Here is a 24,523-nt window from a genome sequence, read left to right on the forward strand (position 1 = left end):
GTTTCATCCTTCCGCTTTTAATTCGAGTAATGCATCACGAAGTTCCGCTGCACGTTCAAAGTCAAGCGCTTTAGCCGCCGCCTTCATTTCGTGTTCCATATCTTCAATAAGCTGTCCGCGCTCTTGTTTTGTTAGTTTACTTAAATCTGGACGTGCCTCTTCTTCACCTTCTACAGCAGTAGTTGCCGCAATTACGCCGCGAATTTCTTTGCGAATCGTTTTCGGCGTAATGCCGTGTTCTTCATTGTACGCTTCTTGAATATGACGACGACGTTCGGTTTCTTCCATTGAAACGCGCATTGAATCGGTAATTTTATCGGCGTACATAATAACTTTTCCGTGTTCATTACGCGCCGCACGACCCATCGTTTGAATAAGTGAGCGTTCTGATCGCAAGAAGCCTTCTTTATCCGCGTCTAAAATTGCAACAAGGGAAACTTCTGGCAAATCTATTCCTTCACGAAGTAAGTTGATTCCGACTAGGACGTCAAACACGCCAAGGCGTAAATCGCGGATGATTTCAATCCGCTCGAGCGTCTTCACTTCCGAGTGGAGGTATTGCACTTTGATGCCAGCTTCTTTTAGATAGTCCGTTAAATCTTCCGCCATCTTCTTGGTCAGTGTTGTTACGAGTACGCGTTCATCTTTTTCTGTGCGCTCATTAATTTCATCCATTAAATCATCGATTTGCCCTTCAATCGGTCTAATTTCAACAACAGGGTCAAGCAGTCCTGTTGGCCGAATGATTTGCTCGATAACATCTGGATTTTTCTCGAGTTCGTACGGACCCGGAGTTGCAGAAATAAACATAATCTGATTGATGTGTTTCTCGAACTCTTCTAAGCGTAGCGGGCGGTTATCGAGGGCTGATGGCAAACGAAACCCGTGGTCAACAAGCATCTGCTTCCTTGCTTGGTCACCGTTGTACATTCCGCGGATTTGCGGCATGGTTACGTGCGACTCATCGATAACAATTTGGAAGTCATCAGGGAAATAATCAAGTAGCGTATACGGCGTCGAGCCTGCTGGGCGATGTGCCAAATGCCTTGAATAGTTCTCAATTCCTGAGCAATAGCCCATTTCTTCCATCATTTCAATATCATAGTTTGTTCTTTGTTCTAAGCGTTGCGCTTCTAAAAGTTTATTATCCGCACGTAATATTTTTAAACGTTCTTCGAGTTCGATTTTAATGTTTCCAATTGCTTTTTTGAGCGTATCTTGGCGGGTAACGAAGTGAGATGCTGGAAAAATTGAAATGTGTTCCCGCTCACCTGTAATTTCTCCCGTGAGTGCGTCTACTTCGCGGATTCGCTCGATTTCATCACCAAAAAATTCAACGCGAATACAATGCTCGTCACGCGACGCTGGAAAAATTTCAACCACATCGCCGCGAACACGAAAACGTCCGCGCTGAAAATCGATGTCATTGCGGTCATATTGAATGTCCACCAAGCGGCGTAATAAAACATCGCGACTGATTTCCATACCTGGACGTAGCGACACAACTAATTCCCGGTATTCTTCTGGTGCACCTAAACCATAAATACACGATACGCTGGCAATAATAATCACATCGCGTCTCTCGAGTAATGAAGCAGTCGCAGAATGGCGTAATTTATCGATTTCGTCATTAATGCTAGCATCTTTTTCAATATACGTATCACTTTGCGGGACGTAAGCTTCCGGTTGATAATAATCGTAGTAACTAACAAAATATTCCACCGCATTGTTTGGAAAAAATTCCTTAAACTCACTATAAAGTTGTCCAGCTAGCGTTTTATTATGCGCCATAATCAGCGTCGGTTTATTGACTTCTTGAATCACGTTGGACACCGTGAACGTTTTCCCTGTTCCGGTTGCCCCAAGCAAAGTTTGGTGTTTTAGGCCGCTATTTAAGCCAGCAACTAATTGCTCAATTGCGCGCGGTTGATCTCCAGATGGTTGATATTCTGAGACGAGTTCAAATTTATCGGTCAATGTGAGTCCCCCATTCCTGCTTCATTTTTTTCTCCACTTTCAGCTCTTCTATTTTACCATAAAGCACAATTATATCCTAGCAAAAACCGAAAATACGTTCGGTTGTTTTTGTAAAACAGAAAGAACGCAATCATTTTGATTACGTCCTTCTTTTTCTATTTTACCACTTTATCGCATATTTACCTATTTATGTGCTTCCTCTCGGCCGCGAATACGTTTCAACATATTTGTTGCTACCATAAACCCCACTGTCATGGAAAAAGCATCAATTATAATAAGCCACCACGTATCCGTGTAACCAAGTTTGGCGCTAGCAGCAATGAGTCCCACCATTAAAATCAACGCCACAAAACGATTTAACGTGACACGCGCAAAAATAATGACAAGTACGCCCGGGAAGAAAATTGCCGATAAAATTTGGTCCAGCATCGTTCATCTTCCTCTCACCATTTCGCTAGTTTTGTCCATCTTGAAGCGCTTTTGTTGTTATTTCAGCCGTAAGTTCTGGCAAGTCCGTTTTGCGAATGCCTTTTTCACCAAGCATGTCTGGTAAAATTTCACGCAAGAAATATTTCACACTTTCCATATCACGATACTCATAAATTGTTGCGAGTGCTTCACTATAAATTTCAACAAAAATATTTTCTGGGTTGCCTTTACGAATTTCGCCAAATGATTCGTACAACAAGTCAACTTTATCTGAAATGGCTAAAATTTTCCCTTCAAGCGTCATATCTTTACCTTCTTTTAAAAGATGGCGATAAGTCGGCTGAAATTCTTCTGGTATTTCCCGCTCAATAAAATTTTGCGTCATGCTTTCTTCCACTTCAGAGAGCATTTCACGGAGTTCAGCTGTGGCGTATTTGACGGGTGTTTTAATATCGCCAATAAAAAGCTCCGAGTAGTCGTGATTTAATGCGCGCTCATATAGTGAGCGCCAATCCACTTCATTTCCTGCTTGCTCTTCCACATTTCCAAAAAACTGAGCGATTTGTGTCACTTTAAATGAATGTTCTGCCACTGAGTGCTCTTGATATTTAAATTTCCCGGGACAACGATAAATGTTTTCTAAATCAGATAAACTTTGAAAATATTGATGAATGCCCATCAAAATCACTCCTTCCATTCATTATTCTTCGCGTTTTTGATTTTTGTTTGCTGGATTCGTATTTTCTACTTCGCGCATAATGAGCGCGGAACCGTATCCTAACAGCGCAATGATTGCACCGGAATAGGATCTGAAGTTTTCTGGAGCAAAAATGGCAATGATTGCTGAAAATAAAAACGTGGTTAAAATTCCCCAACTAAATAGCTTAGTGCCTCTTGAAGTGCCCACTTTCATTTGTGAATATATGCCAACATAGCAAACTGCTTGTATGAGTATAAATTGGATGACGCCGAGCACGATGACAACAGCCAATTGATTGTTCCAAATAAGTCCTAAAACCGTTACTGCAACCATCAAAATGATTCCAATAATCACTAACATTTTTTGTGTTGCCGTTAATTTTTTCAATGCTTTTCCCCCAAAGATTTGTTTGCTTTTACTTTACCATAAAAAAACAAATAATGCTGTAAGGCTACTCGTGGTGAACATGCCGGATAGCTTGCGCGAGTAGTTCTAGCACATGGTTATCATCTTGAGAATAAAAAATGGTCGTCCCTTGTCTACGTGATTTTACTAACCGCAAATTTTTTAAAAAACGCAATTGATGCGATACAGTCGTTTGGTTAAATTCAAGTGTCCGGGCGATTTCATTCACTGAATACTCTCGTTCCTGAAGTAAATTTAAAATTTGCACGCGCGTAGGATCCGCTAGTGCTTTAAATATTTGAGTCACATTAAAAAGGGTTTCTTCATCTAAGATTGAATGGTTCATTTCCTCACTCCATTATTATATGGTCATATATTCATATGATAGCGTTAACCAATCCATCACGCAACTAATGTGCCAACATATGCCTGAACAATTCGGTTAAATCTGCCCTTCATTTTGCTAGGCGTTGCATGCAAAAGAGTACATTTTTTCTATGAAGATGCGAGTGTGCTATACTTAACATTATAGATGTAAGCCCGTAGTTTAAACTTACCAAGGTGTCTACACGACAAGCAAATATTGCTCCCAAAAGTCTTTTTGAAAAGCAAGGATTCTAAAAAAACATGTGATTTTTATAGGTACGCCACTTCATTCGACTTGTTTTACAAGGAAAACTCCCTTTTTATCCAAAAAAATTTGCTCATACTTTAACAAAACGGGCCAACTTCTGATGCGAAATGAAAATTGATAACGTTTTCAAGACCTTGTAATTTATCCCTCTAAACCTTAAGGAGAATCATGCATGTACTTATTTACTGGACTATTTGTATTTGCCCTCTTCTCAAATTTCATCGCCCAATTTATTCCTATTGGTGGAATCTTGGAAAACGGTATTGTACTTGTATTCCTCATTGCCGCCTTCTTTAAAGCTGTGTATGAATCTGCACAGGGCAAAAAAAGCATTTCAGGCAGCGGAATTTTCTTAATTGGTGTCATCTTTTTATTGTTCATTGTTGCGATGTCGCCGAATGTGTTTTCTCTGCATCAAAATACGCTTATCAATCAGCTGCTTACTTTTTTTAGTATGGTTAAATTTGTTTTGCTTTATTTAAGCGGGCAATATCTTTTTCAAAACATTGAGCTCACCTCTACCAAATCGTTTTTTACAGGCTTAGCTTGGTTCATAACACTTAGTTGTTTAGCCGTCTACATAATCAACTTTTTTATCCCTCTCTTGCAGCCATTTGATATGCGATTTGACCGTTATACCTATTCATTTGGTTTCGGTCATCCTGCGCAGTTTGCCTTAGTTATTTTAATTTTATCAAGTTTAGCTACCTTTTTTAAACTCATTGATCAAAAAAAGCCGCCTTATCTTTATTTAGCGCTCAATTTCATTTTGATTTTTATTGCAGGGAGAAGTACTTCCATCGGCTTTTATCTTTGTCTATACCTTTTACTGCTTCTTTTTCCGTATCTTAAACGGATTCCAATTGCGATTATCGCGTTACTTGGTGGGGGATTCATTTGGCTAAATGCAGATCGGATTATGAATCAACTTATCGGAAACACACAAGAAGCTCGTGGCTTGTTGCTCAGAACTTCGTTTAAAATCGCCCAAGACTATTTTCCATTTGGCGGGGGACTGGGCATGTTTGGCTCCCATGCTGCGCGCGTCAATTATTCACCGTATTATGCGTATTACAATTTAGACAGTGTATGGGGACTCGCGCCAAGCAACCCCCAATTTGCCACGGATTCTTATTGGGCGATGCTGCTTGGCGAAGTAGGTTTTCTCGGTTGTTTGCTCATGATTATTCTTTTTGTCGCGCTACTGATTACCATCACAAAAAATCTTCCAACTACAGATATCAAATTAAAGTTTATCGTCATTTTACCCCTTGTTTATGCCCTCATCACAAGCCCAATTGACACCACTTTAGTATCGAAAAGCATTGTTGTTATCACATTTAGCGTACTTTATATGCGTATTTTCCTTCAAAACAAAAAACCTAGCATTAAATGCTAGGTTTGATAATCACGTAGGAAATAATTTTACAGATTCGTGCTTCTTTTTTGTGATTCTCGAATTCAAATACATCGGCGAAATAGACGTGCTGACCATTTTTTTGAATCATCGTTCCGTTAAGTGAGCCCAATTTGCCGTGCGATACAATGGTTTCAAGCTCTAGTGATTTTATTGGTTCAGAATGGCTGAAAAGCTCGTTCATAAAGTTAGTTCGGCCACGGATTTCAAATTCACCTGGGACACTCCAAACAAAGTTTTCCACCAAAAGTGCTTCTAGGGTTTTACGGTCTGCTTTTGCTGTTGCGATGGTGTAATCCCGCATGATTCGACGTTTAGGTGCGTTGTCACAGTCGGCTGGTACGATGATGGTAAATGCTTGATTCTCGTATTTTGTTTGAAAAGCTAATCCGCTCTCGGCTAGCGCTTTCCGCAGTATTTCAATTGCTTTTGGACCAACTCCGTGCAAAGCGAGGAGTGTCTTTTCGTCGTACGCTACGACTTGTTCTAACGTCGTAATTCCCTCGGCTTCCAAAGCTGATGTTGCCGGTTTGCCAATTTTCGGTAAGTTCGTCATCCACTTCGCCCTCCCTTGTTTACGAATATTATAGCATAACTATGCAAAAAGCGTGTCCCTCCCACAAGGAACACGCTTTTGCTATTGATTCAGCTCTTCAATTTCGCCGCTCTCCAAGTACACAATCCACTCTGAAACGTTTGTAATATAGTCACCAATCCGCTCCAAATTTTGCGCAACTAGTAGTAAATGCGTAATATCCTCTAAATGCTCAGGATCTTCTTGCATTAAATCAATACATTTTTTCGAGACTAGACGGTGCAATTTGTCGACTTCGTTATCGCGGGCTGCAATTTCGCGGGCAGCGTTTGCGTCTCCTGCTAGGTAGGCGTTTAAAACGTCATGAAGCATATTTTTGACGATTTCGCCCATTTCAGGAATTTCCGGAATCGGTTTTAGCGCTTTGCTGTTGCCAAGATGAATTGTCGCTTTCGCAATGCTGACAGCGTGGTCGCCAATTCGCTCCAAATCGGAACTGGCCTTCATCACCGTTACAATTTTACGTAAATCTGTTCCAACTGGTTGTTGGAGGGCAATTAATTCGAAGGATCCTTGTTCAAGCGATAGCTCCATGTCATTAATTGCTTTGTCTTCCGCAATGACTTGTTCTGCCAGCAATTGATCTCTTTCCACTAGCGACTTGACTGCCTTAAAAATTGCTTCGTTTACAAGGACGCCCATTTTCAACAAGTGTTGGTGTAACTCATTTAACTGCTCTGTAAATAATTTTCTTACAACCATCTATGCACACTCCTTATCCAAATCGACCAGAAATATAGTCTTCTGTTTTTTGTTCTTTCGGGTTTGTAAAAATCGTCGTCGTATCGGCAAACTCAACAATCTCGCCGTTCAAAAAGAAAGCTGTTTCATCGGAAATACGCGATGCTTGTTGCATGTTATGCGTCACAATGACAATCGTATAATCTTTCTTTAGCTCTAAAATAAGGTCTTCTACTTTTGCGGTTGAAATTGGGTCAAGCGCCGAAGTTGGCTCGTCCATTAAAATGACTTCCGGTTTGACGGCCAGCACCCGTGCGATACAAAGACGTTGCTGTTGCCCGCCTGACATCCCTGTTGCTGGTTTATCTAAGCGGTCATGAACCTCTTCCCACAAAGCCGCCTGTCTTAAACTGCGCTCAACGATAGCATCGAGTTCCTTTTTATTTGTCACGCCGTGCATGCGCGGGCCATATGCGACATTGTCATAAATGGAAAACGGGAATGGATTTGGTTGTTGGAACACCATGCCCACACGCTTTCTAAGGTTTACCATATCTAATTTCGCTTGATTGACTTCTCCATCTGCAATTCGAATGCTTCCGGTCGTCTTCACATTCGGAATCAAATCATTCATGCGGTTTAGCGTTCTTAAAAACGTGGACTTCCCGCAACCTGATGGGCCGATAAGCGCCGTCACATAGTTTTCTTTAATCTGTAAGGAAACTTGTTTGAGGGCTTGTTTTGTTCCATAAAATAAATCGACTTTGTCCGTCTCAATCATAAATTTCGTTGCTTCAGCAGTTTCTACCAATTTATTCGCCTCCCCTTATCCAAAGTTTCCTGAAATATAATCTTCTGTACGTTTTTCTGCCGGATTTGTGAACAATTCTGTTGTGCTCGTAAATTCGACCACTTCGCCTAAATAGAAGAAAGCTGTATAGTCGGATACACGAGCCGCTTGTTGCATGTTATGCGTCACGATAACAATCGTATATTTTTCCTGTAGTTCATTAATTAAATCTTCTATTTTACTTGTGGAAATCGGGTCAAGCGCTGATGCTGGTTCATCGAGCAAGAGAACTTTCGGCTGCATTGCAATGGCACGAGCGATACAAAGACGCTGCTGCTGCCCGCCGGAAAGTGAAAGCGCACTTTTGTTGAGGTCGTCTTTTACTTCGTCCCAAAGCGCTGCACCGCGCAAGCTTTTTTCCACACGTTCCATCAATTCTTTTTTATTTTTCATGCCGTGGCGTTTTAAGCCAAACGCAATATTTTCATAAATCGATTTTGAAAATGGGTTCGGCTTTTGAAACACCATACCAATTTCCTTGCGCACTTTGTATAAATCGACTTCTTTACGGTTGATATCAATGCCGTTATATAAAATTTGTCCGTCCATGCGGCAGCCTTCAATTTCATCATTCATTCGGTTTAAAGCTCGTAAATACGTGGATTTCCCGCAGCCAGAAGGCCCGATAAGAGCCGTCACTTTATTTTCTGGGAAAGCAAGATTGACTCCTTTAATCGCATGGTTATCACCGTAATAAACGTGAAGATCCTTCGTTGCCATCGCGTGACTATCCATTTCAAAAGGAGGAACAATCGCTTGTGTTTCTTCGACTTCCACATTTATTGGCATCGTTTTTGTGATCATCATTTACAAAACTCCTTTTAAGACGAAGACGTCATTTTTTTGAATACAACTTTTCCAAGGATACGCGCTAAAATGTTGAAAAGCAGTACAGAGAGAATGAGCACCGCCGAAGCACCGTCCGAAACTGCACGTGCATCTGGCATGATTCCTTCTCCGTTAATTTTCCAAATATGAACCGCAAGCGTTTCCGCAGGACGGAAAATATTTAATGGCGACGTAATCTCAGCCGGATTCCAGTTTGTAAAATCAAGCACCGGCGTACTTTGCCCCGCCGTAAAAATGAGCGCCGCCGCTTCGCCGAACACCCGACCAGCTGCCAGAATAATTCCGGTAATAATCGCTGGTAAAGCTGCTGGGATTAAAACGCGCGTAATAGTCTCCCACCGGGTTAACCCGAGAGCCAGTCCTGCTTCGCGCTGAGTGTTTGGAATCGCATTTAAAGCATCTTCCACTACTCGAATTAAAAGCGGTAAGTTAAAAATCGTGAGCGTCAGTGCTCCGGAAATCACCGAGAAGCTCCAGCCCATTTGAATAACGAATACGAGGAAGCCGAAAAGGCCGACAACGATAGATGGAAGTGAACTTAAAACTTCGATTGTTGTCCGAATCAAGTCCGTCAACCAATTTTTCCGAGCGTATTCCGCCATGTAAATTCCCGCGCCTAGCGCAATCGGAACTGAAATGATCATCGTAATAATGAGCATGTAAAATGAATTCCAAATTTCAGGTCCAATCCCGCCGCCCGCTTGGAATGATTTCGGCGGTGTCGTTAGAAACTGCCAACTAAGTTGCGGGACACCTTTGACTAAAATATAACCGAGAAGGCTTGCTAAAATGATGACGATGATAGCTGCAATGGCATAAAATACGCCCGTTGCAATTTTATCTTTAGTTTTTACATTCATTTCGCTTTCCTCCTACGACCGATGAATCGGATAATGATGATGAAGAATAGGGACATCGCAAGTAATACCATGGCAAGCGACCATAAAACGTTATTTTCAAGTGTACCCATGACAGTATTTCCCATGCCCATCGTTAAAATACTGGTTAAAGTGGATGCCGGCTCAAATAATGAAGTTGGAATAACTGCCGAGTTCCCGATAACCATTTGAACGGCTAAAGCTTCGCCAAATGCGCGTGCCATACCGAATACGATGGCGGTCATAATACCTGCTCGCGAGGAGCGTAGCACCACACGCCAAATGGTTTGCCATCTAGTTGCCCCAAGCGCAAGAGAAGCCTCGCGGTAGTGACGTGGCACCGACTTAATCGCGTCCACAGAAAGCGATGTGACCGTCGGCAAAATCATAATTGTAAGAACGACAGTAGCCGCCGCAATTCCGAAGCCGCTACCTGAAATGTGTTCCCGAATAAACGGTACGACCACACTCAAACCAATGAAACCATAAACGACCGAAGGAATACCTACAAGGAGCTCCATGACTGGTTGTAAGATTTTTTTCCCAAAGCGAGGAGAGATTTCAACCATAAAAATGGCGGCACCAATTGCAAGCGGACCAGCGATACATGCGGCTAGAAGTGTGACCGCAAACGATCCGATAATCATCGGTAGTGCGCCAACTAAAGCATTGCCTGCCGCATCAACTTTTGACGGATTCCAATCTGTTCCCGTGATAAAGTCAACAAATGAAACATTATTTACAAAAAAGGTGGATAAACCTTTTGAAATGACAAGATAAAGGATAGAGATTGCCGCTAAGATCATAATACTAATGCAGAGGAATGTAATGAGCTTTCCTCTTGTTTCTAAACGCGCTTTTTTCGATGTTTTTGTCAGATTTTCTTCATTAATGATTTCCAAGGCTAAAAACTCCTTTCAGTCCCTAACATGCGGGTAAGTCTCCCTTGTTAAACAAGAAAGACTTCCCGTAAGTAGCAGGCTTCCGGTCATTTTTTCCTTTGCCTGCTTATTTTTTTATTTTACGTCTGTTAATTTTCCGTCCGCGTCACGTTCCACTTTCATGGAGTGAATCGATTGGTAACCTAATTGTGGCACTAGGTCATTTTGAATCGTTTCGCTCGTCATATATTCCAAGAACGCTTTCGTTGCGCCTTTAGGCTCACCATTCGTGTACATGTGCTCGTAAGACCAAATTTTCCAATCGTTTGTTGCAACGTTATCTTCATTTGGCTCGACGCCATCTACTTTTAGACTCATAATAGAATCATCAATATAAGAGAAAGCAAGGTAGCTAATTGCGCCTGGCGTTTCGCTAACAATCTTACGAACCGTTCCAGAAGAATCTTGCTCTTGTGCTTTCATTGGCGTAGCGCCTTTTAAGCCCCATTTTTCGAAAGTAGCACGCGTTCCGCTACCTTCAGCGCGGTTGATAACTGTAATTTTTTCATTTTTACCGCCAAGCTCTTTCCAGTTCGTTACTTTACCAGTGAAAATATCAATTAATTGTTGTTGTGTTAAATCTTTCACGCCAACGTCTTTATTTGCAACAGGCGCCATTCCGACAACCGCTACTTTATGATCAACAAGTTTCGAAGCATCTACTCCGTCCTTCTCTTCTGCAAAAACATCGGAGTTCCCAATTTCAACTGCCCCTTGCCCAACTTGTGTTAAGCCAGTACCAGAACCGCCGCCTTGCACGTTAATTTGTGTTTTCGGGTTTTCTGATTGGAACTGTTTACCGCCCGCCTCTACAAGCGGTTGAAGTGCCGTTGAACCAACTGCTGTCACTGAACCAGAAACTTCGTCGCCAGTTCCATTTGCTTTATCACTCGATGAACTGCTCCCACAAGCAGCTAAAACTAACATTAACGCTGAAAGAACTGTAAGTAATCCCAAAACTTTTTTATTCATAATTTCGTTACCCACCTTATTTTTTAAATTAGTGTTTCTTACATGTCTAACTATAACCGTTCGTAGTTAAGCTCATATGTAGCTAATGTTAAGAAATTGTAAACCCGCTTTTTTTATGTAAATTTCGTTAAAAAGAGATGTTAAAAACATGGTTTTTACGCCGTTTTCATTACAAAAATTTGTAGCTGCCGTAAATAAAAAAAGTGCCAAATTAAATTTGGCACTTTTAAGGACTTTACCATTTAGCATACGACCATAGAAGTGGATTTATTAATATCCGATGCGTTGCTGGGCCATATTGTCCATCCACTTTTAGACCATTACGTGCTTGAAAAGCTTTCACCGCCGCATAAGTCGCTGGACCATATTGTCCATCCACATCAAGCGTTGGATACCCTGAGTAATAATCTTTGCTGTTTACCACATGATGATAATTATTTAACCACGTTTGAATCAATGCAACATTATAGCCGTTGTAGTATGCTGCTTCTACTTTTTGTTCCGGAGCAACGGTTGAAACACCAACAAAGCCAACTGATAAAATCGCCACCATGCAAATACTTGTTAATACTTTTTTTAGAATCATGTTTTCCATCTCCTTCTCTTTAGTATGGAATTTATTATATCATTAGAATAGTATGAATTGTGTGAACTTTTTAAGTATTTTTTTCAACACTATATAAAAAATCCATACTTTTTTATCACAAAATTGTTAGTTTTTAAAAGTAGTTTCATTTACGCCCATTAAATTCCCCTTTACAAACCACAAAAATATCCTCCTTTTTTGAAAAAAGGAGGATATTTCTTTAGTTATGTGATTTTGGTAAACGCACATAAAATTTAGTACCAACATTTTCCTCGCTAGTCACTTGAATGGTTCCGTCCATCATTTCGACTAAGTGTTTCACAATTGACAAGCCTAAACCTGTTCCGCCAGAATGTCTAGTTCGCGCTTTGTCGACGCGGTAAAAACGTTCAAAAATGCGGTCTAAATCCTTCGCCGGGATTCCAATTCCGTTGTCTGCCACAACCAATTGGATTTCGTCGCCTAGGTCTTCTAGTTGGAGGACAATGCGGCCTTTTAAAGGCGTGTATTGAATCGCATTGGATAGCAAATTAATTAAAATTTGTTGCAAGCGGTCACGCTCATTTTCAATGAAAAGCGGCTTTTCATGGTCCCAAATTTGTTCAATCGTAATTTCTTTTAATGAAGCAAGCTCGCTCACCGTTTTAACCGACTGCTCCATTACTTCATTCATATTGATTTGCTCCACTTGAAGCGGCAGCGTTTTTTGTTCAATTCTCGACAAGGCTAGAATATCTAAAATTAAACGGTGCAGGCGGTCGCTTTCGTCTTTGATGATTGTTAAAAACTGCTTTAATAGCGCCTCATCGTACATCGCGCCGTCAAGAAGCGTTTCCGCAAAACCTTTTAGCGCCGTGACAGGCGTTTTTAGTTCATGCGAAACGTTTGCAACGAATTCTGAGCGGACGTTTTCCAAATGTCTAATTTGCGTAATGTCATGCAGCAGGAGGACTAGACCCGAAATCTCACCATCTTCCATCAAAATCGGCGATACGCTCGCATCTAAAATCATTTCTCTTGGGAAATAAATCGCAATTTCTTGTTGCTTCATGCGTTTGGTTTTCAGCGTTTCCTCAATCAATTCGCTTAAGCCGTAACTTTTAATGACCTCATAAAACGGCTTGCCCGTAATCTCCTGTTCTCCGAGAATATGGTACATCATTCGGTTCGTCATCACAATTTCCTTATCATGATTAATCAACATGACCCCGCTCACCAAATTTTCCACAATAGCCGTAAGTCTTTGCGAGTTCTCACGGATTTCAAACATTTGCGTTTCTAAACTTTCGGCCAGTTTATTCACACTGCTGGAAAGATCCTGTAGCTCCCCGCTTGATTTCCCGTAAATTCGACTGCTATATTCGCGATTTGCTAAATCCGTTGAAACATCAATAATTTCCTGAACGGGCTTCGTAATCCGACGCGCAATCACAAAACTAATGAGCGCAATCAAAATGAGTGCCAAACTGAAAATCAGGAAGAGATTGCCCCAAAGCGTGTTGATTGCGGATTCTACCGATTCAAGCGAAACCGAAATTCGAAGCGCCCCAGCCGTTTCACCGTCTTGTACGATTGGCACCGCCACATAAAGCATACTATAACCGAGCGTATCACTTTCACGCGTCGCAATCCCAACCGAATCCCCATTTTGCAAAACTTCTTTAAATTCCGGGCGATTCGCATGATTTTCAAGTTGTGTCGGATCCTCTTTCGAATCAGCAATGACACGCCCGTCTTTATCAACAATCGTAATACGCGCATCCACTTCTTCTGTCAGCGGACTAAGCTCTGCCTGAATTTCAGCACTATTTTTATCTAAATCCGTATTTTCAATGTTCGTCGTATGCAAAAGCACCCGCGCCTCATCTTCCAACTGGCTTTCTTTCATACTTAAATAAGTCGTCTTCATCAGTTCGCCTGAAAACAAACCAACGATACCCATTGTTACAAAAAATAAAATGAAAAAGGAAATCCCGATTTTAAACCATAACTTTTTCATAGCTCATCCTTTACATTCTCCATTTTATAGCCAAAACCGCGAATCGTCTTAATATAGCGCGGTTGTTTCGTGTCCGCCTCAATTTTATCGCGCAAATGACTTACATGCACGTCCACAATGCGCGTTTCTCCGATATAATCGTAATTCCAAACCGCGTCCAGCAATTGGTCACGCGAAAACACTTTCCCGCGGTGGTTCGCCAAATATAACAGTAGCTCAAATTCTTTCGGTGTTAAATCAAGTTGCTCACCGCGCATAAAAACCTCGTAGCTTTCCCGGTGTATTTCTAACTCCCCAATTTCCAAAATATTTTCAACAGAAGCAGGCTCTTTCTCGTCACGCACCTTATCCACACGGCGCAAAATGGCTTTAATTCTCGCAACTACTTCTCTTGGGCTAAACGGCTTCGTCAAGTAGTCGTCCGCGCCTAGTTCGAGGCCGATAATTTTATCAAGCTCCTCATCTTTAGCCGTCAACATCAAAATCGGAAAATCATATTTATCTTGGCGCAATTTTTTGGTCACTTCAATGCCGTCCATTTTCGGGAGCATTAAATCAAGCACAATTAAATCCGGTTTTTCCGAAATCGCAAGCTCATAGCCCATCTGACCATCTGTTGCCGTCACCACTTCATAGCCCGCTTTTTCAATATTAAATTGAAGTAACGTCACAATTGAAACCTCATCATCTACAACTAAAATTTTAGCCACAAAAATCTCCCTTTCCTGACAAATTCCGCACTTTATCTTAAATATAGCATGAATTTACAATTTCTGGATAGCAATACATCTATCTTTACAAAAACTTAAAACGAGCACCAAACAAAATCCAAATTTTGCTTAGCACTCGTTTTTATTTATCGTGGTTCAACTAAAAGAATCCCAAGCTCAAACGACTCATTATCGTATAGCGCCGTCTGTTCAATGCGCGGCTCCCCGTTTTGATCCATCACCTTCAAGCGACAGAAAGCTCGATTAATATTAAGCGCCTCATACATGTCCGCCCGCGTTTTAACCACCATTCCGTTCACTTCCGTAATTTTTTCACCCGGCGTTAAATTCATTCGCGCTGACGGCGAACCCGCTCTAGCACCCAAAATTACAATGCCATCAGGTTGCGGCGCGTATTTTTGCGGTGCCATCTTATCATTTCGATAATAGCGCCACATAATCCAAAACCTAGAAATAATTGCGAGCACAAAAGCAAACAATGTCAGCACCGGTATTACAATACTCAATAAACCAATTCCCGCAATAAAGACCGCGAGCGTCATTACTTGCCCCGAAATCTGTTTGCTTAAAACTTGCGGCAGTTCCGAACGCGTCTTTTGCTCAAAACCAATAATAAGCGGCAATATAATGAGCGTATAAGAATCCGTTCCAATATTAAAGACCGGCCACCACTCAAACAAATGGGTGATTTCCGTCCCCGGAATGAAAACAACAAGTGGGATAAACCATAGCTTGCGCAATTGAAATGCGCCAACTAATTTCCCGCGCCTGCTTTTCCGAAGTGACGGAGAAGGTGAGCTTGCACTCGTATGGCTGATTAAATAGGCTTCAACAAACAATGCAATCGCTAGTAAAAACGTCATTGCCACCATAAAATTATCTACATTTAAATTATCATAGAGTAAGTACTTATCTTGAAGCGGCCCAAATTGTATATCGAAATAATAACAATAATAAAAGACTAAACTCGAAATACCAATCGTAATCGCTGCTGAGCTTAAACGAAACATTGATGTAAGTAGTGCTAAAATTGTTATGGCATTAAAAATAACGAGCCATGAAATCATCACACTAAATCCAGAGAAGAACAATAGAATAGAGATTAAAAGCGCAACAAACACACCTAATGTGAAAAAGTTTTTAAGCTCTAGCCATGGTGAATAGATTCGCACGCTAAATGACTTACGTTCCCACTTGATGCGGTTAAATCCAGCAAGAATAACGAAGAGGATGGCCAAATAAAAGACCGGCTGAAGAAATAAACTCACCAAACCTTTTAAAATGATTTCGATTACTTCCATTTCCATCCCACCCTTCTACTTTCTTTCTATAATATTGGCGCCAGCAATCTGCTGACAGCTTCTTTCAATTTTATCCAAACCGAACGTTCTTTATAAAGTTCAGGCGTAAGCTGATAGGATTTCAAAATATCTTCCAAAAAGATATCTTCCAATTTTTGTGCAAAAGCCTTCTCATAAATAAACGCATTCACTTCAAAATTTAGTCTAAAACTACGAAAATCCATATTCGCCGTTCCAACCGAAGCAATTTCTCCATCAATGACAAGCATTTTGGCATGAATAAAGCCATTGTCATAAATGAAAATTTTCGCCCCCGTCTCCATCAATTCACCTGCATAACTTGTCGTAGCGCGGTAAACAAACGCGTGGTCCGGCTTATTTGGAATCATGATACGCACATCAATTCCCGAAAGTGAGGCAATTTTTAAAGCCTCAAACAAACTCGCATCAGGAATAAAATACGGTGACTGCAAATAAATTGATTTTTTAGCGGAATTAATCATTTTAATATAGCCATTTTTAATTTGCTGCCATTCCGAATCTGGGCCGCTTGAAACAATTTGCAAACTCGTATGCCCACCACCATAAAAAGCAGGGAAATAACGCGCTTTATAGTCCACCTTATGGCTCGGCGCAGCCGAATTCCAGTCCATAATAAACCGCGTCTGCATCGCATAAACCGCTTTCCCGTGCACACGAAGATGCGTATCACGCCAGTAACCAAACTTTTTCGATAGACCCAAATATTCGTCACCGATATTAAACCCGCCAATATAGCCAACTTCACCATCAATAATCGCTAGTTTTCGGTGGTTTCGATAATTCAATCGAAAGTTAATCAGCGGAAGCTTCGAAGGAAAGAACGGCCTCACTATACCTCCATTTTTCTCCAGTTGATGAAAGAACGACTTCTTCGTTGTCCTTGAGCCCATGGCGTCATAGATGACTTTCACGTTTAGTCCCTCCGCGGCTTTCCTTTCAAGCAGGCGGACCATTCGCTTTCCAAGCTCATCCGAATGAAAAATATAATAAATAATATGAATGTGATCCGTTGCATTTTCAATATCCTTCATCAAGGCTTCAAACTTCTCATGCCCATCCACATAAACATCCACTTCATTGTCTTGCGTCAAGATTGCACCATCATTTACAAGTAGCAAATAAATTAAATCCCGATATTTTCTTACATTCGAATCACTAAACGGAAATTCTTTCTGTCGAATTAATTCAATTTGATTGTCTGTTGATTCTCTTATCCCAATTTTTTCCTGCCCTTTCCAGTCAAAAATCTTCTTATTTGAAAGTTTTCTACCAAATATCAGGTAAATAACGAATCCAAGAATAGGAATAAACGTTAAAACTAGCAGCCACGCCCAAGTTGCTGACGTATCTCTACGTTCTAAAAATACTGTTACCGCTGCGAAGAAAACATTTAAAATTAACAGGACAATGAGAATTGCTGTCAAAATCCCCATTTTGCTCTCTCCCTTTTTGATTTATTCTATCCAATCATATCATAAAATCCCCGTTTCCGCCCATTTTACAACAAAAAAGCAGATAAAATTACATTTTAGCAATTCTTTTCCAATAGCAAAAAAAGTTTGGAACAAAATTTTGTCCCAAACTTTTTTTAAACTTATAAATATGGTGCTGGATTGACCGGAACGCCATTTTTATGAATCTCAAAATGCAAATGCTGTCCTGTCGACTGACCCGTAGAACCCATAATTCCAATATTTTGTCCTTGCATCACTTTTTGACCTGCGACAACACTCAAGCTTCCCGCACGCATATGTCCATAAAGCGTTTGATAACCATTACCATGATCAATTTCCACTACGTATCCGTAGCCTCCATAACCACTACCCGATGCTCCGAAACCGGAAAAAACAACCGTTCCACTTGCGGCCGCAAAAACAGGAACCGTTCCCCCTGCTGCAATATCTTGCCCTTTATGAGATTCATATTGCCCTGTTACCGGGTTTGTCCGCTCACTAAATCCTGAGGTTAAAATACCCGCGGCTGGTTTGATAAACATTCCGCCAGAAGATGCAGGCGCCGAGTATGAACTTCCTTGTGAAGGTTGCGACGGCGCGCTTGCGCTACTTGTAGTTTGTCTACTGCTCGCCTTACGCTTCGCTTCAGCAGCTTGTTTCGCCGCCATTTCTTTCTTATGTTGCTCTTCCGCATACGCGGCCGTTAAGTTCGCAGCCACTTGCTGTTCTTCCTTCGACAAATTGGCTTTTTGTGCTTCCAAGACAGCCTTTTCCTGATTTGTCTTATCTTTTTTCGTTGCTAGCGTAAGTAGCAAATCATCCTGCTCCGCTTTTTGACTCTCCAAATTATTTTTGATTACTGTAATTTGCGTAGCAAGCTGATTCAATTCTGCTAATTTCTTCTCAGAAGTATCTTGCATTTTTTTCAAAAGATCTTGATCTTCCTTCTGCTTCTTCATGATTTCCTGATCGGCATTCACAATCTCAGTAACAAGTGATGCCCTTCCAAAAAAGTCGGCAAAATCTTCTGCTTGTAGAAGTACGTTTAAATAACTCTGTCCGCTTCCATTCGTTTGAATCGCACGCGCCCGATTATCAAGCACACCTTTGCGCTGTTTAATTTCTTCTTTCAAGTCCGCAATATCAGCCTTTAATTGCTTAACTTTGCCTTCCTCCGTGACCACTTTCGCTTGTTGCTCTTTTAACTTCTTGTTCGTTGCTTCAATTTCTTTTGAAACTTTCTCTAGCGATGCCGCTACATCTTGTGACTCCGCTTCTAAGCTTTCCATCTCCGAGTTCTTTTGGCCAATATTGCCTTCCACTGAAGATTTTTGTTCTTGTAACTTTTTCTTTTGACTCTCCATACCATTTATATCATCTGCAAGTACATTCAGCGGTTGCGTAAGGAATGCAACAGTAGTCAGTACCATTACCCCAGATATTAATTTCTTTTTCATTTTTTGGAAAAACCCCTAACTTTTTTATTACTTTTGGCAAAAAAGGATAGAAAAATACCCTTGCCGCCAAGACAAAGGTACTTTTCTATTTTCAATACATCAAATTTATTTTTAGAAGTTAGCTACACGACCGTAACCAACTAAATACTTAGCCCAGTAGCCGCTAGAAATATTATCATACATAACGCCATTATTTTGTGCGTTAATCATTTGACCGCCACCAACATAGATACCTACGTGTGCGATTCCACTTCCATAGTTAAAGAATACTAGGTCGCCTGGTTTCGCTTGGCTAGCACTAATTTTTTGAGCAGCTGCATATTGTCCACCAGAAGTTCTTGGTAAGCTAATGCCTGCTGCACGGAAAGCGTAAGAAGTAAATCCAGAACAGTCAAATGCGCTTGGACCAGATGCACCTAATGAATAAGGTTTACCAAGTTGTGCACGTGCCGCTGAAATCATTGCAGAATATCCGCTTCCAGATGGTTGTTGTACATTACTGCTGGAAGAGCTATTATTGTTGCTATTTTTGTTCGCAGACGTTTTAGCCGTTGAAGATGATGATGTTCCTGAATTGTTATTTTCAACACCTGCAGTTGGCGCTGCCGCTGCTGTTAATGCGCGTGCACGTTCAGTTGCTGCCGCCGCTTGTTTATCACGTTCACTTACTAAGCCTGCTTTAGCATTTTCAGCACTTGCTTGGTCAGCCGCTAATTGTGCTACAACAGCTTCTTTTTCAGCTTTTTGTGCTTCAATTTTATTTTGTTCAGCTTCAAATTTATGAATCGCTTCTTTTTGAGATTCTTGTTTTTTCTTCACAGAAGCTTGCTTTGTTTTTAACGCTTCTTCATCATTTTTTTGATCATCCAAAATTGCTTTGTCAGAATCAACTAGTTGGTTAACTGCAGAAACACGGTTAACTAAATCAGAGAAATCTTCAGACCCTAAAATTACATCTAAGTATGCGTTGGAGTTAGAAGTTTTTTGCATTGCGCGTGCGCGCTCTTTAAGTACTTCTTCACGCTCTTTAATTCTCTCGTTGATTTCTTTAATATCACTGTTTAATTCTTTAAGCTCTTTAGTAGTATTGTCAAAATCCGCTTGAATTTTCTTAGCATTCTTTTGAGCAGCTTCCATATCAGCAACTAATTTAGATAGTTCAGATTCTAAATCACCTTTTTTTGCCTTTAAGTCGTTAATTTTTTTGTCTTGTGATTGAATGTCAGTATTAACGTCTGCAAATGCGTTTGTTGTAAATACCGGTGCGATTGTCATTACTGTTGCTAGTGATACTGCAATTAAAGCGTTCTTTTTCAAAGAATTTACCTCCTAAAAAGCTCCCTAAGCTTTTCTTTGTTTTTTTTGTTATTATTTTCGTTCTTAAACTTTTAAAAATCTTCTAATTGAGATAGCACTTCCCCAAACACCAATTAAAACGCCGATAACAATAATTAGCGCGCTAATTTCATACGCAAAAGGTGTCGGTGGTAAGAGCGAAAGTGATGATGTTGCAAGTTTCGGGTTTAATAGGTTATACGTGTTAATGTAACCTACAAAAGTTAATACAACTGGAATGATTGAACCGATAAGACCCAACCACGCCCCTTCTAAAACGAATGGCCAGCGTATAAACCAGTTTGTCGCCCCAACAAGTTTCATGATTTCAATTTCTTTTCTTCTTGAGAAGATTGCAATCTTGATTGTGTTTGAAATGAGGAACATCGCTGTTAATAGTAACCCAATGCTTAATACTATACCAGCATATCTTGCCCATTGCAATGTATCAAATAATTTATCTACGGTTTTTTCACCATATTCTGCATCATCTACGTATTTTAATTTTTCAATCTTAGTTGCTACAGTCTTCGTTTGTTCTGGCTGTTCTGCTTGAACGATAAATACATCATGAAGTGGATTATCTTGCTTGAATAACTCGAAATTCTTTCCATATGTTCCTACTAAATTCTCCAATTGTTCATCTTTAGAGGAGAAAGTTACAGTATCCACACCGTCAATCTTTTCGATGTTTTTCTTTAGCTCATCTTCTTGTTCTTGTGTAGCTCCGAGTGAAATATGCACGTTAATTTGCACATCATTTTCAACATCTGAGGCTAGCTTATTCATATTCATTAAAATGGAGAAGAACACGCTCACAAGAATAAGTGTTACTGTGACTGCACTCGCTGCTGCAAAAGTCATCCAACCATTTCTGTAAAGACTTTTGAAGCTTTCTTTCATATGTCTTCCAAAGGTTTTAAATTTCATATCCATATTCTCCTTGCTGCTCATCACGTGCGATACGACCATTTTCGATAGCAATAACACGATGTTTCAACGTGTTCACAATTTCTTTGTTGTGTGTTGCCATCACAATCGTAGTGCCTTGACGATTAATTTCCTCAAGGATATTCATGATTTCCCATGAAGTATCTGGATCGAGATTACCGGTTGGTTCATCGGCAATCAAAACTTTTGGCATATTCGCGATGGATCTAGCAATCGAAATACGTTGCTGTTCTCCACCTGAAAGCTCATCTGGTAGCATTCTAACTTTGTGCTTTAAATTAACTAAATCTAGAACTTCCATAACACGTTGTTTAATTTCAACCGGGTCTTTTTCTACTACTTCCATTGCGTAGGCAATATTTTCATATACCGTTTTGCTAGAAAGTAATTTAAAATCCTGGAAAACAACGCCAACATCACGTCTTAAATATGGAATTTCTCGATTTTTCAAGTTGATTAAATCAAAATTATCAACTTGAATGTTTCCTTTGGTCGCTCGTTCTTCACGATAAATCATTTTTATAAAAGTGGATTTACCTGCTCCACTTGGACCAACCACATAAACGAATTCCCCTTGGTCAATTTTGATATTTAGACCATTAGCAGCAGTAATGCCGTTTGGGTACTTCTTATACACGTCTTCCATCAATATCATTTTATCACCTAATTTGCCTTTCTTAATAAAGCGTCATTTGTAAGGTAATGCAATGATAACCTTTGACATAAAACTGTTATGCTGTGCCGGATACACTTCAACACAAAGTCTATTATAACATCCTAGTTTTTCATCAGTAGGTTAATTGCATTACAGTTATATTTCAGCCTGTGACAATCTCATTTGTTAACTTATAAAGAACTTTTTCGTATGTTTAAAAACTAAATTTTTGAGTTTCGTTTTGAGTTGGAATTACAACCTATTTTTAGGCACATTAAAAACCATCTACATGGTCCCTCTTTCCACTGCTCCTATTGTATCCTTTTTCCCCTCAAAATAACATTACAGCCAGATTAAAAATGATTACAGTTTCCAACGATTGGGATAGACCAGTCTTCCTTACTACCTCAACTTGTTTGCATATGCACAGATGCTTTCTGTCATATATCTGTTATATAAAAAAGGTGTAACTAATCACTTGTATTAGTTACACCTTTTTTAGCAAGCCGCTCACCGCACCATACTCAGCTACTGACAAACAGTAAAACTCTAGGCAAAAGGGAGCGGAATACAGGCTTTAACAGCGAAGATTGCCGTTTGTCATCCATATCGCGTTACACCGTAAAACCTTCACCCATCACTTCACTAGCGCTCATCACAACAACAAACGCGTTGGCATCAATTTCCTTCACCACTTCTTTCAGCTTCGGAAACTCTCGTTGTGAAATCACACAAAGCAAAATTTGCTTTTCATCTTCGGTATAACCGCCTTTAGCAGAAAGACGCGTAATCCCTCTATCAATTTTGAATAAAATCGCCTGCCTAATTTCCTCTTGATTTTCAGAAATAATAAGCACCGTTTTGGACTGGTTTAAACCGACTTGAACCAAATCGATTGTTTTGCTAGTCGCGAACAAGGCAATTAAGGCGTAGAGGCCCGACTCAATACTAAAGACAAACATCGCCGAAATCACGACAAGCCCATCAATGATTGCCACACAGATGCCTAGCGACAGATGGAAGTATTTATGCACAATTTGGGCAAGGACATCAGTCCCACCAGTGGAAGCCTTCCCGCGAAAGACAATTCCAAGCCCGAAGCCCACTAAAATGCCGCCAAACAAAGCAGCGATAAGCGGTTCGTGCGTCCACGGAGCAAAATCCTGTGACAGATAAACAAAGAGCGGAATGGTCATCGTTCCTATAAATGTTTTAATCCCAAATTGGTAGCCCAAAAAGAATACACCCGCAATGAAAAGCGGAATATTGAGCGCCCACTGGATAAAAGCTGGCGTCCATCCCGTCAAATAATTCACAATTGTACTAATACCACTTACGCCGCCAGAAGCAATGTGATTGGGGAGCAACAGCACATTAAAGGCTATCGCAATAAAGGCTGCCCCCAAAACAACATACAAATAATCTAGCGTTTTCATAAGCCACAATTTTCTCGGCGCGCGATTTCGTTTTTTAGTCATACGAACACCCGCCTTATTGAATGCGCGAACGCAAATATGCATTCACGAATTCATCCAACTCACCGTCCATGACAGCTTGTGTATTCCCCGTTTCCACATTCGTCCTGTGATCCTTCACCATCGAATATGGGTGGAAAACATACGAGCGAATTTGGCTACCCCAGCCGATTTCCTTTTGTTCTCCGCGAATTTCTGCTAGCTCTGCCTCTTTCTCCTCTTGCTCTTTTTGATAAAGCTTTGCCTTAAGCATTTTAAGCGCCTGTTCCCGGTTTTTCAATTGCGAACGTTCCGACTGGCAAGTAACCACAATTCCAGAAGGCATATGCGTCATCCGCACAGCAGAATCCGTCGTATTAATATGCTGACCACCAGCACCCGTCGCGCGGTACGTATCAATTTTCAAATCTTCCGTCCGCACTTCAATTTCAATATCATCATCCATTTCAGGCATCACATCAATCGACACAAAAGACGTATGGCGACGACCAGATGAATCAAATGGCGAAATCCGCACCAAACGATGCACGCCTTTCTCAGCTTTTAAATAACCATAAGCATTATGCCCTTTAATGAGTAGCGTAACGCTTTTGATCCCCGCTTCGTCGCCCGCCTGATAATCCAGCGTCTCCACCTTGAAGCCTTTTTTCTCCGCAAAACGTTGATACATACGTAAAAGCATCGAACCCCAGTCTTGTGATTCCGTACCACCAGCCCCAGGATGAAGCTCTAAAATTGCATTATTTTTATCATAAGGATCACTTAACATAAGCTTGAGTTCAAACTCATCAAGCTCTTTTACAAACGTCATGAGTTCCGCTTCCAGCTCATTTTGCAAATCAGCATCCGCTTCCTCACGAAGGAGCTCCAAGCTCACCTCTAAATTTTCCTGTTCTTCTTCTAATTTATGAAAAGCATTGTAAACCTCTTTCAAACCATTCGACTCATTGATAACTTTTTGCGCCGCCTGTTGATCATTCCAAAAATTTGGATCGAGCATTTGATCTTCCAACTCCGCAATGCGCACCTCCATCGTTTCTAAGTCAAAGAGACCCCCTAAAGTCTGTGATTTGGCTCGCCGTTTTCTCAAGCGAATTACGAATTTCTGCTAATTCCATAGTTATTTCCACCTTTTTTTATTATTCTAAACTTATTTTAGTATATAAAAATCAAGAGCATAAAGCCAGAACATTTTTTCCGAAGAAAAGG

24 protein-coding genes are annotated in these 24,523 nt (G+C 40.6%); 1 reads left to right on the top strand and 23 read right to left on the bottom strand.

From position 1 onward, the window contains the following. Positions 1-3 precede the first annotated feature (3 nt). From uvrB to CFS60_RS06390, 5 genes are all read right to left on the bottom strand, one after another. Positions 4-1,977: an excinuclease ABC subunit UvrB gene (gene uvrB, locus CFS60_RS06370; protein WP_088809753.1), complete on the bottom strand. Its 1,974-nt coding sequence runs from the start codon at positions 1,975-1,977 to the stop codon at positions 4-6. Positions 1,978-2,160: 183 nt separating this feature from the next. Beyond that, complete coding sequence (locus tag CFS60_RS06375) at positions 2,161-2,403, bottom strand: CsbA family protein (RefSeq protein ID WP_240310354.1); 243 nt, start codon at positions 2,401-2,403, stop codon at positions 2,161-2,163. Between the two features lie 28 nt (positions 2,404-2,431). Next, positions 2,432-3,085, bottom strand: coding sequence for an HD domain-containing protein (locus CFS60_RS06380; RefSeq protein ID WP_088809751.1), 654 nt, complete (start codon positions 3,083-3,085; stop codon positions 2,432-2,434). Between the two features lie 21 nt (positions 3,086-3,106). Then, a complete protein-coding gene (locus CFS60_RS06385) occupies positions 3,107-3,493 on the bottom strand; it encodes a hypothetical protein (RefSeq protein WP_088809750.1) in 387 nt (128 codons plus the stop codon). A 64-nt stretch (positions 3,494-3,557) separates the two neighbouring features. Continuing rightward, entirely contained in the window at positions 3,558-3,857 is a 300-nt protein-coding gene (locus tag CFS60_RS06390) for a metalloregulator ArsR/SmtB family transcription factor (protein ID WP_007474071.1), read from the bottom strand. Positions 3,858-4,317: 460 nt separating this feature from the next. Here CFS60_RS06390 and CFS60_RS06395 point away from each other — a divergent pair, with 460 nt between their 5' ends. Beyond that, positions 4,318-5,544 (top strand): DUF4408 domain-containing protein, encoded by a 1,227-nt coding sequence (locus CFS60_RS06395; RefSeq protein WP_088838993.1) that lies wholly within the window; start codon positions 4,318-4,320, stop codon positions 5,542-5,544. Here the strand turns inward: CFS60_RS06395 and CFS60_RS06400 are convergent. From CFS60_RS06400 to prfB, 18 genes are all read right to left on the bottom strand, one after another. Then, on the bottom strand, positions 5,534-6,118 hold the full coding sequence (locus CFS60_RS06400) for a DNA-binding protein (RefSeq protein ID WP_088838994.1): 585 nt from the start codon (positions 6,116-6,118) through the stop codon (positions 5,534-5,536). The genes CFS60_RS06395 and CFS60_RS06400 overlap by 11 nt on opposite strands. An 81-nt stretch (positions 6,119-6,199) precedes the next feature. Further along, positions 6,200-6,859, bottom strand: a complete 660-nt coding sequence (gene phoU / locus CFS60_RS06405; RefSeq protein WP_088809747.1) for a phosphate signaling complex protein PhoU — start codon at positions 6,857-6,859, stop codon at positions 6,200-6,202. Positions 6,860-6,872: 13 nt separating this feature from the next. Then, a complete protein-coding gene (gene pstB, locus CFS60_RS06410; protein WP_220387234.1) occupies positions 6,873-7,619 on the bottom strand; it encodes a phosphate ABC transporter ATP-binding protein PstB in 747 nt (248 codons plus the stop codon). Positions 7,620-7,664: 45 nt separating this feature from the next. Further along, entirely contained in the window at positions 7,665-8,492 is an 828-nt protein-coding gene (pstB, locus tag CFS60_RS06415; protein WP_088809844.1) for a phosphate ABC transporter ATP-binding protein PstB, read from the bottom strand. A gap of 17 nt (positions 8,493-8,509) precedes the next feature. Then, on the bottom strand, positions 8,510-9,397 hold the full coding sequence (gene pstA, locus CFS60_RS06420; protein ID WP_088809745.1) for a phosphate ABC transporter permease PstA: 888 nt from the start codon (positions 9,395-9,397) through the stop codon (positions 8,510-8,512). Continuing rightward, positions 9,394-10,317, bottom strand: coding sequence for a phosphate ABC transporter permease subunit PstC (pstC, locus tag CFS60_RS06425; RefSeq protein ID WP_088809744.1), 924 nt, complete (start codon positions 10,315-10,317; stop codon positions 9,394-9,396). The genes pstA and pstC overlap by 4 nt, the downstream gene beginning before the upstream one ends. A 114-nt stretch (positions 10,318-10,431) precedes the next feature. Next, positions 10,432-11,328 (bottom strand): phosphate ABC transporter substrate-binding protein PstS family protein, encoded by an 897-nt coding sequence (locus CFS60_RS06430; protein WP_088809743.1) that lies wholly within the window; start codon positions 11,326-11,328, stop codon positions 10,432-10,434. Positions 11,329-11,563: 235 nt separating this feature from the next. Further along, on the bottom strand, positions 11,564-11,923 hold the full coding sequence (locus CFS60_RS06435; RefSeq protein WP_220387153.1) for a peptidoglycan-binding protein: 360 nt from the start codon (positions 11,921-11,923) through the stop codon (positions 11,564-11,566). 211 nt (positions 11,924-12,134) lie between these two features. Next, the gene (gene pnpS / locus CFS60_RS06440) at positions 12,135-13,913 is read right to left on the bottom strand and encodes a two-component system histidine kinase PnpS (RefSeq protein ID WP_088815775.1); all 1,779 of its coding nucleotides are present in this window, start codon (positions 13,911-13,913) and stop codon (positions 12,135-12,137) included. Beyond that, positions 13,910-14,623, bottom strand: coding sequence for a response regulator transcription factor (locus CFS60_RS06445; protein ID WP_088809741.1), 714 nt, complete (start codon positions 14,621-14,623; stop codon positions 13,910-13,912). The genes pnpS and CFS60_RS06445 overlap by 4 nt, the downstream gene beginning before the upstream one ends. Before the next feature lie 146 nt (positions 14,624-14,769). Further along, the gene (locus CFS60_RS06450; RefSeq protein ID WP_088839011.1) at positions 14,770-15,945 is read right to left on the bottom strand and encodes a PDZ domain-containing protein; all 1,176 of its coding nucleotides are present in this window, start codon (positions 15,943-15,945) and stop codon (positions 14,770-14,772) included. Between the two features lie 26 nt (positions 15,946-15,971). Continuing rightward, the gene (gene cls / locus CFS60_RS06455; protein WP_088809740.1) at positions 15,972-17,420 is read right to left on the bottom strand and encodes a cardiolipin synthase; all 1,449 of its coding nucleotides are present in this window, start codon (positions 17,418-17,420) and stop codon (positions 15,972-15,974) included. A gap of 161 nt (positions 17,421-17,581) precedes the next feature. Beyond that, positions 17,582-18,898 (bottom strand): murein hydrolase activator EnvC, encoded by a 1,317-nt coding sequence (locus tag CFS60_RS06460; protein WP_088838996.1) that lies wholly within the window; start codon positions 18,896-18,898, stop codon positions 17,582-17,584. Between the two features lie 111 nt (positions 18,899-19,009). Beyond that, complete coding sequence (locus tag CFS60_RS06465; RefSeq protein WP_088809738.1) at positions 19,010-20,215, bottom strand: NlpC/P60 family protein; 1,206 nt, start codon at positions 20,213-20,215, stop codon at positions 19,010-19,012. A gap of 63 nt (positions 20,216-20,278) precedes the next feature. Further along, positions 20,279-21,163 carry a permease-like cell division protein FtsX gene (gene ftsX, locus CFS60_RS06470; RefSeq protein WP_088809737.1) on the bottom strand — a complete coding sequence of 295 codons (885 nt, stop codon included), beginning with the start codon at positions 21,161-21,163 and terminating at the stop codon, positions 20,279-20,281. Continuing rightward, positions 21,153-21,839, bottom strand: a complete 687-nt coding sequence (gene ftsE, locus CFS60_RS06475; protein WP_088809736.1) for a cell division ATP-binding protein FtsE — start codon at positions 21,837-21,839, stop codon at positions 21,153-21,155. Before ftsE ends, ftsX begins: the two co-directional genes overlap by 11 nt. 614 nt (positions 21,840-22,453) lie before the next feature. Then, the gene (locus CFS60_RS06480) at positions 22,454-23,317 is read right to left on the bottom strand and encodes a YitT family protein (protein WP_088809841.1); all 864 of its coding nucleotides are present in this window, start codon (positions 23,315-23,317) and stop codon (positions 22,454-22,456) included. Positions 23,318-23,330: 13 nt separating this feature from the next. After that, a protein-coding gene (gene prfB, locus CFS60_RS06485; RefSeq protein WP_117590150.1) for a peptide chain release factor 2 occupies positions 23,331-24,432 on the bottom strand; the annotation gives its coding sequence in 2 pieces (ribosomal slippage) (positions 23,331-24,359 and positions 24,361-24,432; 1,101 coding nt in all). Positions 24,433-24,523 lie beyond the last annotated feature (91 nt).

It is taken from the genome of Listeria sp. ILCC792 (assembly GCF_900186135.1).
GTDB lineage: Bacteria > Bacillota > Bacilli > Lactobacillales > Listeriaceae > Listeria > Listeria goaensis.